The sequence below is a fragment of the Consotaella aegiceratis genome, assembly GCF_036541425.1.
Lineage (GTDB): Bacteria > Pseudomonadota > Alphaproteobacteria > Rhizobiales > Rhizobiaceae > Consotaella > Consotaella aegiceratis.
Genome location: NZ_JAZHFT010000008.1, coordinates 52,393 through 67,092 on the forward strand (window position 1 = coordinate 52,393; position 14,700 = coordinate 67,092).

The window sequence follows — 14,700 nt, forward strand, 5'->3', positions numbered from 1 at the left end:
GCTACTTGGTCAGGAAGCTCAGGCCCAGCGTCGCTTCCACGACGCTCATCACCGCGACGGTCACCAGCATCAGAAGCACGGAGACGGCGGCGATCGTCGGGTCGAAGAACTGCTCCATGTGGGCGAGCATCTGGATCGGCAGGGTGGAAATGCCCGGCCCCGTCAGGAAGAGCGAGACCGACACGTCGTTGAGCGAAGTGATGAAGGCGAGGATGAAGGCGGCGATGGCGCCGGCGCGCACGTTCGGCAGCACGACGGTGAAGAACGCCTTGAGGCGCGGACAGCCGAGGCTGACGGCCGCCTCCTCGATGGAAAAGTCGAAGGCGGCCAGGCTGGCGCTCACCACCCGCACCGAATAGGGCAAGACGAGCAGCGCATGGCCGATCAGCAGGCTGGCGAAGATCGGAAAGCCGGCGCCGACCGTGACCGACTTCATCAAGGAAAAGCCGAAGACGATCTCGGGCACCAGCACCGGCAGGACGAAGACCGTCGACAGCCAGCCCGGCAGCTCGATGCGGTAGCGGTTGAGGGCGTAGGCGGCCGGAATGCCGACGAGCAGCGACAGGCTTGTGCCGAAGAAGGCGAGCGAAAAGCTCGTCACCATGGTGCGGCGGAAGGCGCTGATCTCGAAGATGTTGAAAAACCAGTGCAGCGTCAGGCCCTGCGGCGGAAACGCCAGGAAGGTCGTATCGCTGAGCGCGGCGCCGACGATGATCACCAGCGGCCCGACCAGGAAGAAGAAGACGGCCGCCGCAAAGACGATCAGAACAGGATGAAGTCGATGCTGCATCAGACCGCCGCCGGGTTCAGGCGCCGCGCCAGGCGGCTCATGATGAGCACGATGCCGATGGTCATCACCGTCATGATCACCGCGATGGTCGAGGCGCCGATCCAGTCGAACGTCACCATGGCGCGCTGATAGAGGAACGTGCCCATCATCATCTGCTGCTCGCCGCCGAGCAGCTGAGGCGTCGCATAGGAGGTGAACGAGCCGGTGAAGACGAGAACCGCGCCGACGATGATGCCCGGCATCGCAAGCGGGAAGACCACCTGGCGGAAGGTCGCCGCCGGCGAAGCGCCGAGCGACGTCGCCGCCTGGAGCAGCTCCTCGGGAATGCCCTCCAGCACGCCGACGCAGGTCAGGATCATCAGCGGCACGAAGAGATAGACCATGGCGACGACGATGGCGCCCTTGGAGTAAAGCATCGACAGCGGCTCGTCGATGACGCCCACCGTCAGCAGCGCCTCGTTGAGGATGCCGTTCTTGCCCAGGATGATGAGCCACGCGAAGGAGCGCACCACCACGCCCGTCAGAAGCGGAAAGACCGCGGCGATGATCAGGAAGCTCTTGGCCCGGCCCGGCGCGTGCGAGACCACATAGGCGGTGATGAAGCCGACGAACACCGAAATCGCCGTGGTCATCAGCGCGACCTCGGTGGTGCGATAGAGCACGGTGCGCCGGAAGCCGCTGCCGAAGAAGGCGGCGTAGGCGTCAAATACCCCGCCCGTGCCGCCCAATGTCGTTGCGAAGGTTGCCAGCACCGGCCCGATCAGAAACGCCACGACCGCGAGCGTGGCCGGCGCGGCCAGGCCCCAGCCGAGCCAGCGACTGGACATGAGAAAAGTCTCCTAGATCAAAGATCGCATCGACCGCCGGTATCGGCCGGCGGTCATGCCATCGCTATTCCTAACAGCAAAGAGCGGGATGCGGAGCGCCTACATCCCGAAGATCTCGTTCCAGCGGTCGATCCACTCCTGCTTGTTGGCGTTCAGCTTGGCGTAGTCGATCCGGTAGAGGTTGCTGATCATCTCGTCGCCGTAGGTCCACAGCGCCGCCTGCTCGGGCGTCAGCTTCACATTGGTGTTGACCGGGGCATCGACGCCCTGCTCGGCCTCCTTCTGCTGCACCTCGTCGGAGAGCAGGAAATTGATGAACTGGTGCGCGAGCTCGACGTTCTCGGCGCCCTTCGGGATGTTGACCGTGTTGAGGGTCGCGATGTCGCCGTCCTGCAGATCCGCCCAGGTCATGGTCGGTACCGCTTCCTGCAGCGAGGCGAGCGTGAAGTCCTGAGCCAGCGCCACCGTCGCCTCGCCGGTGGAGATCAGGTTCACCATCTCCGAGCCGGTGTTGTAGTTCTTCACGACATTGGGCTTCAGCGCCTCGATCGCCTCGAACGCGGCATCCTCGTCGTCATAGGCGCTCACGCCGGCATGATCGCCGGCCTTGAGAACGACCATCGGTCCGGCGGTGGTCGTGATGCCCGGCAGAGAGATCGAGTTGGCGAGATCGTCGCGCCACAGATCGTCCCAGCTGGTCAGCGGCTCGACTTTTTCGGAATCGTAGACGATGCCGACCCTGCCGATCGAATAGGCGGGACCATATTCGCCCTGCGGCGCCTGGGCGAGATCGTAGAGCTTCTCAACATTGGGGAGCTTCGACCGGTCGACCGGCTGCAGCAGCCCCTGCTCGATGGCGAGCTGCGAATAGCTGTCGGTCAGGAAGATGACGTCGACGCCGGAGCCGCCGCGGATCGCCAGCTTGTTGAGGCGGTCGGCGTTGTTGCCGGTTTCGAAGACGACGTCGCAGCCACACATCTCCTTGAACGGTTGGATGATGTTGGCGTCGAGCTTTTCGCCGTTGTAACCCCACCAGGAAATGGTCAAGGTCTCGGCCAGGACCGGCGTCGCGCCGAGCACTCCTGCCATCGCCGTCGCTGCGGCAATTCCCGTCATCCAAGCACGCGTCATACTCTGGCTTCCTGTGAATTGAGCGTCGGCACCCATCGCCGAGTGGAGGGAGGCTATTTTCTCGGCAGGTCATTTTCAAGCGCAAATCCCAGGCAGTTCACACCTGGGAAGTGTCGAATGAACCGTTTCATGCCGCGACAAACCGCCAGTCGCGTCTTTGGCCCAAAAGAGACCTTCGATCAAGCGATCGCCTGCAAACGTCCGAGAATGCGCACCCATGAGCGGATGCCATGATTGAAGCTCGACAGGTCGTATTTCTCGTTCGGGCTGTGCACGCGATTGTCGAAGCGGGCGAAGCCGACCATCACCGATTCCATGCCGAGGATGCGCTTGAAGTGACCGACGATGGGGATCGAGCCGCCGGTGCCGGCGAGCGCCGCCTGCCGCCCCCATTCCTCGGTGAGCGCGCCGAGCGCCGGCTGGATGAAGGGACCGGCCGGATCGATCGCCGTGGCCTTGCTGCCGCCGTAGGCGGTGAAGGTCGCCGTGCAGTCCGCCGGCAGGCGGGCGCGCACGAAATCGCGAAAGGCGGCGCGCACCGCTTCCGGGTCCTGCCCCGAAACCAGACGGAAAGAGACCTTGGCCTTGGCGCGGGCCGGCAGCACCGCCTTGAACCCCTCGCCCTCATAGCCGCCGGAGATACCGCAAATGTCGTAGGAGGGGCGCGCCCAGAGCTGTTCCATGACGCTGCGGCCCGCCTCTCCGGCCGGCACGCTCACGCCGACACGGCCGAGGAAGCCGGCTTCGTCGAAGGGAATCTGCCGCCACAGCTCGGCGATCTCGGGAGCCACTTCGGCAACGCCGTCGTAGAAGCCCGGCAGAGCGATCGAGCCGTCCGGCCGGCGGATTTCCGCCAGGATGCCGGTCAACAGGCCCACGGCATTGCGCACCGCATTGCCGAACATGCCGGAATGGAGGTCGCGGTCGGCCGCCGTGATCTCGACCTCGTCGAACATGTGACCACGCAGGAGCGTGGTGATCGCCGGCGTCCGATCGTCCCACATGTCGGTGTCGCAGACGAAGACGACGTCGCGGGCAAGTTCGTCGCGGTTGGCTTCGAGGAAGGGGACGAGGCTCGGGCTGCCCGATTCCTCCTCGCCTTCGAGCAGGACCGAGATCGAGGCCGGCAGGCTGCCGTGGACCGCCTTCCAGGCGCGGCACGCCTCGAGGAAGGTCATGAGCGCGCCCTTGTCGTCGGACGCGCCGCGGCCGGTGATGTGCTTGTCGGCGCCCGCATCCAGCAGCTGCGGCTCGAACGGCGGGTGGGTCCACAGCTCCAACGGGTCCACCGGCTGGACGTCGTAGTGGCCATAGAACAGCACCTTCGGCCCGGCCGGCGCGGCGCGGTCATGGGCCACCACCATGGGATGGCCGGGCGTCTCGCGGACTGCGCTGTCGAGACCGATCCCGGCGAGTTCGCCGGCCAGCCACTCCGCCGCCCGGCGGCAATCGGCGGCATAGGTCCTGTCGGTGGAAATGCTGGGGATGCGGATGAAGTCGAACAGCCGAGCGAGGCTTTGCTCGAGCCCACGATCGGCTTCAGCCAGAACTTTTTCGACCCGGGACTCCATCGGCATCGCTTCCCTCTCGTGCGGCAGGTGAGGCCGCAGAAAGGCAAAAGCGGTCCGCAGCCCGAACCGTCCTTAGCCGGTTCGATCGCGGCGGTCGATCACTCCTCCGGTTTTCCCGTGGAAATCCGCCTCAGATGGCGAAGCGCGCCTCGATCTCCGCGATGCTCCGCTCAGCCACCCGCTGCGGCTGAAACGGCGGCCGGTCGCCGGCGAACAGAACGCCGGTGGTGAAGCCGTCATCATCGGCCATCTGGCGCAAGGCGTCCTCCATTCGCGACGGCGGCGTCTCGACCCCGGCGATATGCACCATCTTCTTCCAGCCGCGCTGCTCGCGCCGATAGGTGACACAGGGGCTGAGCACGTGAATGAAGGAGAAGCCGGGATGACGCACGCCGGCGATGATGAGCTTGATCAGATCCTTCGGCTGACCGGCGAAGCCGCGCGCGATGAAGTTCGCGCCGGCAACGAGCGCCAGCCGCGCCGGCTCCACCGCCGACATGCCGGTGCCGTGCGGCGTCAGCTTGCTCTCGGTCCAGTCCGGCGCGGTCGTCGGCGAGGCCTGGCCCTTGGTCATGCCGTACACTTGATTGTCCATGATGATGTAAGTCATGTCGACGTTGCGCCGGCAGGCATGGGTGAAGTGGTTGCCGCCGATCGACAGGCCGTCGCCGTCGCCGCCGGCGGCGATCACCGTCAGATCCGGCCGAGCCAGCTTGATGCCCGTCGCCGTCGGCAGCGCCCGGCCGTGCACGCCGTGCAGCCCGTAGACGCTGGTATAAGCCGGCAGCCGCGACGAGCAGCCGATGCCCGACGCGATCACCGTGTTTTCCAGCTTGGCGCCCATCTGCGCCAGAGCGTTGGTGATGGCCATCAGAAGCGCGAAATGGCCGCACCCCGGACACCAGATCGGATCGACGTCCGAGCGAAAGTCGGCCGCGCAGAGGGTGGTTTCTCCGGCAGTCTCGGGGACGGAAGTCTCTTCCAAAAACATGGCTCACCCACGGTTCGAGAGGCGTTCTTCGATTTCGCCCGGCCGGATCGGCAGCGGCCCCGGCTTGGCGATGACCTCCGTCCTGGCCGGCAGGTCGTAATTGGCGCGGAGATATTTGTAGAACTGGCGCGAATGGCTCTGCTCGACGACGAGCAGATGCTCGACGCCGTCGAGCGCGGCCGCCATCTCCTGCGGCCGGGCGGGCAGAAGCAGCCGCAACGAGATGAGCCGCACCCTTTCGCCCTGCGCCCGCAGCCGCGTCATCGCCTCGCGCGCCGGGCCCGTCACCGAGCCCCAGGTGACGATGGCCTTCGGGCCGTCGCCTTCGATGTCGGCCCATTGCGGACCGTAGTCGAACTGGTCGAGCTTCTTCGCCCGCTTGTCGAGTTGGCGCATGTGCTCGGCCGCGGCGGCCGACGGCGTGCCCTTCTCCGTGTGCTCGAGACCGTCGGCGACGTGCGCCAAGCCGGGCGTCCCAGGGATGGCCATCGGCGAAACGCCGCTTTCGGTCACCGCATAACGCCGGTAGTCCGGTGTCCCCGCCGCCGCGACCAGACGCTCGGCCTTCAGGGCCAAGTCAGCCGGCCGGTCCGCCACGACGCGCGACTGGCCGAGACTCTGATCCGACAGCACGAGAGCGGCGGTCTGCAGCGCCTCGGCCAGATGGACGGCCCACTGCGTCGTCGACAGACAGTCGGCCACGGAGTTGGGCGCGACGACCAGGTGCGGCGCGTCGCCGTGCAGGCCATTGAGCGCGATCGCGAGATCGGTCTGTTCCGACTTGGTCGGGATACCCGTCGACGGTCCGCCGCGCATCACGTCGACCACCACCACGGGGATCTCGGAGGCGACCGCCAGACCCAGGGATTCCGCCATCAGGGAAAGCCCCGGACCGGATGTCGCCGTCATCGAGGGCGCACCGGCGAACGACGAGCCGATGATCATGTTGATCGAGGCCAACTCGTCCTCGGCCTGCACGAGCTGGCCGCCGGTCTGCTCCAGAACCGGGGCCATCCACTCCAGGATCTCGGTGGCCGGCGTGATCGGATAGGCCGCGACGAAGCTGACGCCGCCACGAATCGCGCCGAGGCCCGCCGCCTCGTTGCCGCTGATGTTCCAGCGCTCGCCGTTGGTCTGGCCTGGCCGAAGGGTTTTGCCGAGAGGTTCCACCGTCTCGACCAATTGCTGGCCGACGCGCACCGCCGCGCGTGCTGCTTCGACGGCCTCGTCGCCCTTGCGGCCCAGCATCGCCACGATGACGGTATCGATCTGGTCCGTTGCAAGGCCGGTCAAGGCCGCCGCCGCGCCGACGCCAACCATGTTGACGCGGCCGCCGGGGATGGCGTCCGCAGCCCCCTCCATCGGCAGCCGCACGATCCGCGCCCCGCTGGCAACGACGGTGTCGGGGGCATCACCGGCCTCCTCGTCGATGACGACCAGGCTCCGCGGGCCAAGCGGCAGTTCCGCCGCAAACCGTTTCACGCTGTCCCAATCGAAGGCGACCAGGAGATCGTAGCGATCGTCCAGCGACCCGACGGGGGCCGCCGAAATTCGCAGGATGGCGGCGGCCTCGCCGCCTCTGATCTGGGGGCCCATGGAGCGGGTCATCAACCCATAGAACCCTGCCTTGGCCGTCGCATCGAGGAAAATCTGGCCGGCGGTCATGGCACCGGCGCCGCCGCTGCCGGAAAAGACCACCGAAACGGAATTTTCGCTGTCGACGACGTCCATTCGCCTGCCTTTCTGTCGTGAAGTCTTATTTGCAGCAGGCGAAACCTGTTCCGTCAAGATGCGATAAAGCAAAGCGGACCAATCTAGCCATATTTTTAAAAGGTGCCGAGCGATTCTTGCGGGTCGAGCAGCCAAAGCAGCATTGAGGACCGCTCAAACGCCCATGCAGCCATCGCTTCAACGCCCTGAGAACAGGCCTGACGCACCTGCCTTCACTATGTTCCTAAGAAGAACTATCACCTATAAATATGATTTGATTTCTACACACTTATATGTCTATCTTAAATTTTATAAATACATATACCCATCATATCTATAATATAATTTTCTTGCAGGAAATAATTCCAAACCCTACTCCACCCACATAAGAATTTTTGTTAACTTGATTCGAATGAGCGGCCCATCCAACCCTGCATTTATTGCGAATCGTCTGAAGGCAGCGGAGGCGATCGGCGTCGCCTGCGGGATTCTCGTCGTGGCGATTTCGGGAGCGGTGCTGGTCGGCGGCTGGCTGGTCGGCAGCGTCAACTTGACGCGCCTCCATGCGGACTGGGCCGCGATGGCCCCTTCGACATCGCTTTGCTTCCTCTTCACCGGAGCGGCGATCCTGATCGGCACGCGGTCGCCTGGCACCCGAAATGACTGCTGGCTAATGGCTTTGTCAGCAGGCATCTGGACCGTGGTTCTCTGCGCCGTGATCCTTCCCCAGATCGGTGTGCAGATCATCGGACTGCTACTCGGTCGTCACGTCATCACCGATGCTCGGATGTCGCCGGCGACGGCGCTTTGTTTCCAGCTGGCAGCGATCTCCATCTTCTCGTTGTCGTTCCGATCGCGGATTTCCGGCCAGATCATGGTCGCCGCAGCATCAATTGGAGTCCTGCTTTCGACCATTGCCGTCGTCGGCTACGTCTTCAGTGTCCGCGCTCTCTATTCGGTCTGGATTTTCAAGGCGATGGCGCTTCACACCGCGCTGGTCTTCCTGGTGGCTTTTTCAGGGCTCTTATGCTTGCGCCCGGACGTCGGATGGCCGGCTGTCCTTCTGGGGCCTGGGCAAGGCAGTGACTCGGCGCGTCGCCTGCTTCCTCTGATGATCGTCGTGCCGATGGGGCTCTGTTTCGCGGCCTATCGGCTGGTCGACGCCGGGCTCGCCGAGGGGGGCTTCATGCTGAGCGTCGTCGGGGTATCGGTCGCAGTCCTGCTGGGGGCGAGCGTTCTCTACAACGCGACCCTCGTCAACGATCAGGCGGCACGCCTGGCCGTGACGCAGCATCAACTCCAGATCTCGCTCCGGGACCGGGAGTTGTTGCTTCGCGAGGTCAACCATCGCGTCAAGAACAACCTGGCGCAGATCCATTCGATGCTTCGCCTTCAGGGGCGGCGAGCCAATGACACGGTGACGCGAGAGGCACTGGCCGATGCGGCGCGACGCGTCATTGCGCTGGGCACCCTACACAAGATTCTGCTCGCCAATGACAGTCCGTCGAAACTGTCGGCCAAAGAGTATATCGAAAAACTGTGCGGTAGTATCGACGAGAGCTTGCCGATCAAGGAGCGCGGCATAGCCGTTCGCCTTGACCTCGAGGACGTCGGCATCGGGATGGATCAGGCGATCGCGCTGGGCATGATCCTCAACGAACTTCTCACCAATGCCGTCAAACACGCCTTTCCCGAGGGAAACGGCGAAATCCTGATCAAGGTCGGCGCGACAGAGGGCGGATGGCATCATCTCGCCGTCACCGACAACGGCAAGGGGTTCGACCCCTCCCTCGCGATGTCGGGCAGCAACGCCGGAATGAAGATCATCCGTTCGATGGTCGCGCAGATGAGGGGTCAGATGTCGGTCGAAAGCCGGCACGGTGCCCGGTTCGATATCCTGTTTCCAAGCGAAAGGAGCTAGCGGCGATGGCAGCGCGAGGTAATGTCATCATCGTCGAAGACGAGTTTCTCATCATGGAGGACATGTGTGAGCTGTGCGAGGAGATCGGCCTCAATGTCGTCGGGACGGCCGACGAGGCAGACCAGGCCGTCGACGTGATCATGGCGGCGAAACCGGATTTCGTCCTGTTGGATCTGCGCCTTCGCGGCGAAAAGGATGGGGTAGACGTGGCTCACGCCATCAAGCCGCATCTGCCGGCGACGACCGTGATCTTCGTGACGGGCTCCAACGAGCCGTCGGCCGTCGACCGAATTCGCAGCACCTATCCGTTTCAGATTCTCAGCAAGCCGCTCGACCACTCGCTGCTGAGCCGCGCGGTCACGGCTTCCGAACTCTGACCCAGGAAAAGACAAAGGCGGCGTTCGGCCGCCACAGCGATCATTCCGTGGAGTTGTCGAAATACTTCTCGAACTGGCTGCCCAGCCGTTCAAGGATTTTCAGAATCCGCGCGAGATGAAGACGCAGGGCCACTTCGGCCGCGTCCGCGTCGCGGCGCCGGAGGGCTTCGAAGATCGCGACATGGTCGTCGTAGGCGGCCAATTGCCCGAAGGACAGCGAGAGGAAGCGCACGCGATCCATCTGCGCTTTCTGCTCGTCGATCAGCCGCCACACGAAGCCGCAGTTCGAGCCGTCGGCGATCGTCTGGTGAAACACGTCGTCGAGGCTGTGAAAACGCTCGCGATCGTCCTTTTCGCGGGCGTCCTCCTGTTCGCGCAGATTTTCGGCCAGACGGTCGAATAGGGCGTCGTCTGCAACCTCGCAGGCGCGGCGCACTGTCGCAACCTCCAGCGCTTCGCGGACGAATCGAGCGTTGTGGACCTCGCGCATCGAGATCTTCACGACCTCCGTCGCGCGCTGCGGCTGGATGCGCAGATAGCCCGCCCTGGCCAGCCGGCCGAACGCCTCACGAACCGGCTGACGCGAGACTCCCAGGCGTTTTGCGACGTCGGCCTCGGAAATTTTCGTGCCCGGCTGGAGACGCAATTCGAGGATCGCCTGACGCAATTCCTCGAATACGGCATCGCCGATCGTGCCACGGGGAATAGCCGAAAATGCCGGTGAGATGAGATCGAGGGACATCGCCTATCCTTCTTGACCCTCTTTGCATACTAGGATATCAGTCTACTGACAAGTACAAAACATTTTACAGAGGCAACTATGGCGCTGCTGGACGAAAATCGACTGTTCCCGGTGGAGCCGCGAACGCGGGACCTCGCGAAAGCGCTGTATGCGACGGTGAAGGGCCTGCCGATCGTCAGCCCGCACGGCCATACCGATCCGCGCTGGTATGCGGAAAATGCGCCCTTTCCCGATCCCGCCCAGCTGTTCGTGACGCCTGATCACTACATCTTCCGCATGCTTTTCTCGCAGGGCTTACGCCTGGAAGACCTCGGCGTGCCCGGTGCTGCCGGGGTGGCGGTCGAGGCCGACGGACGCACGATCTGGCGGCGTTTTGCGGAGAACTATTATCTGTTCCGCGGCGCGCCGACGCGGCTGTGGCTGGACTATGCTTTCCAGAACCTTTTCGATCTCGACGTGCGCCTTTCCGCCGAGACGGCCGATCTCTACTATGACCGGATCGCCGAATACTTGGCCCGTGACGACTTCCGGCCGCGTGCCCTGTTCGAGCGCTTCAACATCGAGGTGATCGCCACCACCGAGAGCCCGCTCGACGATCTCAAATGGCATCGCGCGATCCGCGAGTCGGACTGGAACGGCCGTGTCCTCACCGCCTACCGGCCGGACGCCGTGACCGACCCAGACTTCGACGGATTCGCCGCCAATCTGGTCAAGTTCGGCGAGCTGACGGGTCAGGACACCGGCAGCTGGAGCGGCTATCTGGAAGCCCACCGCGTGCGCCGCGCCTTTTTCCGCGACTTCGGTGCCACGTCGACCGATCACGGCCATCCGAGCGCCGCGACGGCCAACCTTTCGGCGGCCGAAGCCGAGACGCTCTATGCCACGGTCTCCAAAGGCGGCGGCAGCATCGCCGAGCGCGAACTGTTCCGCGCCCAGATGCTGACCGAGATGGCGAAGATGAGCGCCGAGGACGGCATGGTGATGCAGATTCACCCGGGCTCGTTCCGCAACCATTCGCCGGCGATGTTCGCGCGCTTCGGCCGCGACAAGGGCTTCGACATCCCGCAGCCGACGAATTACGTCACCGCGCTGAAGCCGATGCTCGATGCGGTCGGGCTGGAGCCCAACCTTTCGATCATCCTGTTCACGCTCGACGAGACGGTCTACTCGCGCGAGCTGGCGCCTTTGGCGGGTGTCTATCCGAGCCTGAAGCTCGGGCCGGCGTGGTGGTTCTTCGATTCGGCGGAAGGCATGAAGCGTTTCCGCGAGACGGTGACGGAAACGGCCGGCTTCTACAACACGGTCGGCTTCAACGACGACACCCGCGCCTTCTGCTCGATTCCGGCCCGGCACGACGTGGCCCGTCGGGTGGACTGCGCCTTCCTTGCCGAACTCGTTCACACCGGTCGGCTCGAGGAGGACGAAGCATACGAATTGGCCGAGGACCTCACCTATCGGTTGGTGAAAAAGGCCTACAAGCTCTGAAACGCGGCTGAGCCGCATCCAATGGAGGGTATCATGGGAGTTTTGAAGACGCTCACCGCGACCGCAACGGTCGCAACGGCGTTGGTGGGGAGCATCGGTCTGGCCTCGGCCCAGGAGGTGGTCCTGCGCTCGGCCGACACGCATCCCGACGGCTATCCGACCGTCGAGGCCGTCAAGTACATGGGCGAAGTGCTCAAGGAAAAGACCGACGGCCGCATCGAGATCCAGGTGTTCGATTCGCACCAGCTCGGCGAAGAGAAGGAGACGATCGAGCAGACCAAGTTCGGCGTCATCGACCTGAACCGCGTCAGCTTCGCGCCGATGAACAACATCGTGCCGGCGACGAGCGTCGTCTGCCTGCCCTACGTGTTCTCCTCGGTGGACAGCTTCCGTCAGGTGATGGACGGGCCGGTCGGCGACGAGGTGCTCGCGGCCTTCGAGCCGAAGGGCTATATCGGCCTGGCCGTTTACGACTCCGGCGCGCGCTCCTTCTACAACTCCAAGCATGCGATCAACACGCTGGACGACATGAACGGCCTGAAGATCCGCGTTCAGCAGTCCGACCTGTTCCTCGACATGGTCAAGGCGCTCGGCGCGAACCCGACGCCGATGGCCTACGGCGAGGTCTATTCCGGCCTGCAGACCGGCCTGATCGACGGCGCCGAGAACAACTGGCCGAGCTACGAGTCCTCCCACCACTACGAGGTGGCCAAGTACTATTCCCTCGACATGCACGCCCAGTGCCCGGAAGTCCTGATGATGTCGAAGGTCAGCTACGACAAGCTGTCGCCGGAGGATCAGCAGGCGGTGCGTGACGCGGCGAAGGACTCGGTCAAAAAGATGCGCGAGCTCTGGGACGCGCAGGAAGAGCAGTCGCGCAAGATCGTCGAGGAGGCCGGGGCCGAAATCAACGAGGTCGACACGGCTCCCTTCCAAGACGCGATGGCTCCGATCTACGACAAATACGCCAGCACTCCGGAGCTGAAGGATCTGCTCGACAAGATCCGCGACGCCCAGAAGTAAGCGTCCAAACGCGGTGCAATGCGGCGGCCCCTTGATCGGGCCGCCGTTCTCTCAAGAGGGCTTCGCGATGCGAACCATTTCCAAGATATTGAGCGTCATCGCGACCGTAGGGCTGTGGGTCTCCGGCGCCGGGCTGGTCCTGATGACCGCATTCACCGCCTGGCAGGTCTGGGGACGGTACGTGCTCAACAATTCCCCCAGCTGGACCGAGCCGAGTTCCGTCGTGCTGATGGGCTGGTTCATCTTTCTCGGCGCCGCGATCGGCGTGCGCGAGGGCTACCATCTGGGCTTCGACATTCTTCTGGTGAGCCTGCCCGAAGGACCGCGCAAGATCCTGATGACCGTCAGCGACATTCTGGTGCTCTGTTTCGGCTTCGGCATGATGTGGTTCGGCTACGGGCTGGTCGCGGGCACATGGTCCGACCCGATGCCGGCGATCGGTATTCCCACCGGCCTGACCTATCTGCCGCCCGTGATCGGAGGTTTCTTGATCGCGGTGTTCTCACTGGAACGCATCGTCCTGCGCTTTTCGTCGGACGAGCAGTCCAATCCCAACGATCTTCAGCAAATCGACACGGTGGCCTGACATGGCTCTCTGGATCCTTTTCGGCAGCTTCGTCCTGATGCTGATCATCGGCACGCCGATCGCCTTCTGCCTCGGCATCGCCTCCTTTCTCACGGTTCTCTACCTCAACATCCCGCCGCTGATCGTCTTTCAGAGCATGAACGCGGGCGTCAGCGTGTTTGCGCTGATGGCGATCCCCTTCTTCATCTATGCCGGCGACCTCATGGTGCGCGGCCAGATCGCCGACCGGCTGGTCGGCCTCGCGGCCAGCCTGGTGGGTCACTTCCGCGGCGGTCTCGGACAGGTCAACATCGCGGCCTCGACGCTGTTCGGCGGTATCTCCGGCTCGGCGGTCGCGGATGCCTCGGCCATCGGCGGACTGATGATCCCACAGATGAAGGCGCGCGGCTACGATATCGAATACGCCGTCAACATCACGTCGCTGGCGGCCATCATCGCCCTGTTGATGCCGCCGTCGCACAACATGATCATCTATTCGATCTCCGGCGGCGGCCAGATCTCGATCGCCGATCTGTTCACCGCGGGCATCATCCCCGCCCTGCTTCTCGCCCTCGCCCTGGTCACCGTCGCCTGGTACGTCGCCAGGAAGCGGAACTATCCGACGATCCCCTTCGGCGGCTGGGCCAACATTCGGCGTTCCGCATTCAGTGCCATTCCCGGCATCCTTTTGATCGGCATCATCTTCGGCGGCGTTCGCTCGGGCATCTTCACCGCCACCGAGAGCTCGTGCATCGCTATCGTCTATGCCCTCCTGGTGACGATCTTCCTCTACCGCTCGATGGGATGGCGCGATTTCGTCGAAGCCACGCTCGGCGCGGTGCGCACCACCGCCATGGTGCTTCTGATCATCGGATCGGCCGCCGCCTTCGGCTGGCTGCTGGCCTATCTGCGGGTGCCGGCACAGCTCATCGCCTTTATGCAGTCGATGACCGACTCGCCGCTCCTGATCTTCCTGTTCCTGAACGTGCTCCTCCTCTTCCTCGGCACCTTCATGGACATGTCGCCGCTGATCATCATCACCACGCCGATCTTCCTGCCGGTGGTCACGGCCTACGGCATGGACCCGGTCCACTTCGGCGTGATCCTGGTCCTGAACCTCGGCATCGGCCTGTGCACGCCGCCGGTCGGCACCGTGCTGTTCGTCGGCTGCGCTGTCGGCAAGATCCCGATCCTGCAGGCGGTGCGCTCGATCTGGCCGTTCTATTTCGCGGCCTTCGCCGTGCTGATGCTGGTGACCTACGTCCCCGCCGTCTCTCTCTGGCTCCCCCACCTCTTCCATTCTCTTGGGAACTAGGATGGCTCGGCCGGCGCCTTCCACCGAACACGACGGGCGATCTCGGATCGCCCGTCGACGGCGCGGCGAGACACAAGCCCTTCGCCTGTGGCGTCGGGACCGAGGACGGACGATTGGGCGGCAATGCAGCCGTCCTTTGGCATGCCTATATCAAGATCGATCAGATCTTCGGCTGCGACCTGGACATGTATTCGCGTTGATTTCGGGACGCTGAAATGACCTTGCCTCCTCGATGAGGCGTGGCCGAAACCC

General features: G+C 63.9%; 13 protein-coding genes. 6 read left to right on the forward strand and 7 right to left on the reverse strand.

What is annotated here, in order from left to right:
* Position 1: 1 nt before the first annotated feature.
* The 6 genes from SMD10_RS07905 to SMD10_RS07930 form a co-directional block, all read right to left on the reverse strand.
* On the reverse strand, positions 2-793 hold the full coding sequence (locus SMD10_RS07905) for an ABC transporter permease (RefSeq protein ID WP_331685217.1): 792 nt from the start codon (positions 791-793) through the stop codon (positions 2-4).
* Positions 790-1,617, reverse strand: a complete 828-nt coding sequence (locus tag SMD10_RS07910) for an ABC transporter permease (RefSeq protein ID WP_331685132.1) — start codon at positions 1,615-1,617, stop codon at positions 790-792. Before SMD10_RS07910 ends, SMD10_RS07905 begins: the two co-directional genes overlap by 4 nt.
* 99 nt (positions 1,618-1,716) lie before the next feature.
* Positions 1,717-2,706, reverse strand: coding sequence for an ABC transporter substrate-binding protein (locus SMD10_RS07915; protein ID WP_432757209.1), 990 nt, complete (start codon positions 2,704-2,706; stop codon positions 1,717-1,719).
* A gap of 221 nt (positions 2,707-2,927) precedes the next feature.
* Entirely contained in the window at positions 2,928-4,319 is a 1,392-nt protein-coding gene (locus tag SMD10_RS07920) for a M20/M25/M40 family metallo-hydrolase (RefSeq protein ID WP_331685133.1), read from the reverse strand.
* 130 nt (positions 4,320-4,449) lie between these two features.
* Complete coding sequence (locus SMD10_RS07925) at positions 4,450-5,304, reverse strand: 2-oxoacid:ferredoxin oxidoreductase subunit beta (RefSeq protein ID WP_331685134.1); 855 nt, start codon at positions 5,302-5,304, stop codon at positions 4,450-4,452.
* A 9-nt stretch (positions 5,305-5,313) separates the two neighbouring features.
* Positions 5,314-7,041 (reverse strand): 2-oxoacid:acceptor oxidoreductase subunit alpha, encoded by a 1,728-nt coding sequence (locus SMD10_RS07930; protein ID WP_331685135.1) that lies wholly within the window; start codon positions 7,039-7,041, stop codon positions 5,314-5,316.
* Positions 7,042-7,432: 391 nt separating this feature from the next.
* On the opposite strand from SMD10_RS07930, the gene SMD10_RS07935 reads away from it, so the two are divergent.
* Together SMD10_RS07935 and SMD10_RS07940 are read left to right on the forward strand one after the other, a co-directional pair.
* On the forward strand, positions 7,433-8,941 hold the full coding sequence (locus tag SMD10_RS07935; RefSeq protein ID WP_331685136.1) for a sensor histidine kinase: 1,509 nt from the start codon (positions 7,433-7,435) through the stop codon (positions 8,939-8,941).
* 5 nt (positions 8,942-8,946) lie between these two features.
* Complete coding sequence (locus SMD10_RS07940; RefSeq protein WP_331685137.1) at positions 8,947-9,318, forward strand: response regulator; 372 nt, start codon at positions 8,947-8,949, stop codon at positions 9,316-9,318.
* 40 nt (positions 9,319-9,358) lie between these two features.
* Here the strand turns inward: SMD10_RS07940 and SMD10_RS07945 are convergent, their stop codons facing one another.
* On the reverse strand, positions 9,359-10,060 hold the full coding sequence (locus SMD10_RS07945; protein WP_331685138.1) for a GntR family transcriptional regulator: 702 nt from the start codon (positions 10,058-10,060) through the stop codon (positions 9,359-9,361).
* A gap of 78 nt (positions 10,061-10,138) precedes the next feature.
* Between SMD10_RS07945 and uxaC the strand changes: the two genes are divergently transcribed.
* From uxaC to SMD10_RS07965, 4 genes are all read left to right on the forward strand, one after another.
* Positions 10,139-11,545: a glucuronate isomerase gene (gene uxaC, locus SMD10_RS07950; protein WP_331685139.1), complete on the forward strand. Its 1,407-nt coding sequence runs from the start codon at positions 10,139-10,141 to the stop codon at positions 11,543-11,545.
* A gap of 33 nt (positions 11,546-11,578) precedes the next feature.
* Positions 11,579-12,568 (forward strand): TRAP transporter substrate-binding protein, encoded by a 990-nt coding sequence (locus tag SMD10_RS07955; RefSeq protein WP_331685140.1) that lies wholly within the window; start codon positions 11,579-11,581, stop codon positions 12,566-12,568.
* 67 nt (positions 12,569-12,635) lie between these two features.
* Positions 12,636-13,154 (forward strand): TRAP transporter small permease, encoded by a 519-nt coding sequence (locus tag SMD10_RS07960; protein ID WP_331685141.1) that lies wholly within the window; start codon positions 12,636-12,638, stop codon positions 13,152-13,154.
* A gap of 1 nt (position 13,155) precedes the next feature.
* Entirely contained in the window at positions 13,156-14,448 is a 1,293-nt protein-coding gene (locus SMD10_RS07965; RefSeq protein WP_331685142.1) for a TRAP transporter large permease, read from the forward strand.
* The last annotated feature ends 252 nt before the right edge of the window (positions 14,449-14,700 follow it).

Bases quoted from the DNA above. Each gene is read 5' to 3' on its own strand.
- SMD10_RS07910 (WP_331685132.1), bottom strand. From the start codon at position 1,617: ATGTCCAGTCGCTGGCTCGGCTGGGGCCTGGCCGCGCCGGCCACGCTC.
- SMD10_RS07915 (WP_432757209.1), bottom strand. From the start codon at position 2,706: ATGGCAGGAGTGCTCGGCGCGACGCCGGTCCTGGCCGAGACCTTGACC.
- SMD10_RS07920 (WP_331685133.1), bottom strand. From the start codon at position 4,319: ATGGAGTCCCGGGTCGAAAAAGTTCTGGCTGAAGCCGATCGTGGGCTC.
- SMD10_RS07930 (WP_331685135.1), bottom strand. From the start codon at position 7,041: ATGGACGTCGTCGACAGCGAAAATTCCGTTTCGGTGGTCTTTTCCGGC.
- SMD10_RS07935 (WP_331685136.1), top strand. From the start codon at position 7,433: ATGAGCGGCCCATCCAACCCTGCATTTATTGCGAATCGTCTGAAGGCA.
- SMD10_RS07940 (WP_331685137.1), top strand. From the start codon at position 8,947: ATGGCAGCGCGAGGTAATGTCATCATCGTCGAAGACGAGTTTCTCATC.
- SMD10_RS07945 (WP_331685138.1), bottom strand. From the start codon at position 10,060: ATGTCCCTCGATCTCATCTCACCGGCATTTTCGGCTATTCCCCGTGGC.
- uxaC (WP_331685139.1), top strand. From the start codon at position 10,139: ATGGCGCTGCTGGACGAAAATCGACTGTTCCCGGTGGAGCCGCGAACG.
- SMD10_RS07955 (WP_331685140.1), top strand. From the start codon at position 11,579: ATGGGAGTTTTGAAGACGCTCACCGCGACCGCAACGGTCGCAACGGCG.
- SMD10_RS07960 (WP_331685141.1), top strand. From the start codon at position 12,636: ATGCGAACCATTTCCAAGATATTGAGCGTCATCGCGACCGTAGGGCTG.
- SMD10_RS07965 (WP_331685142.1), top strand. From the start codon at position 13,156: ATGGCTCTCTGGATCCTTTTCGGCAGCTTCGTCCTGATGCTGATCATC.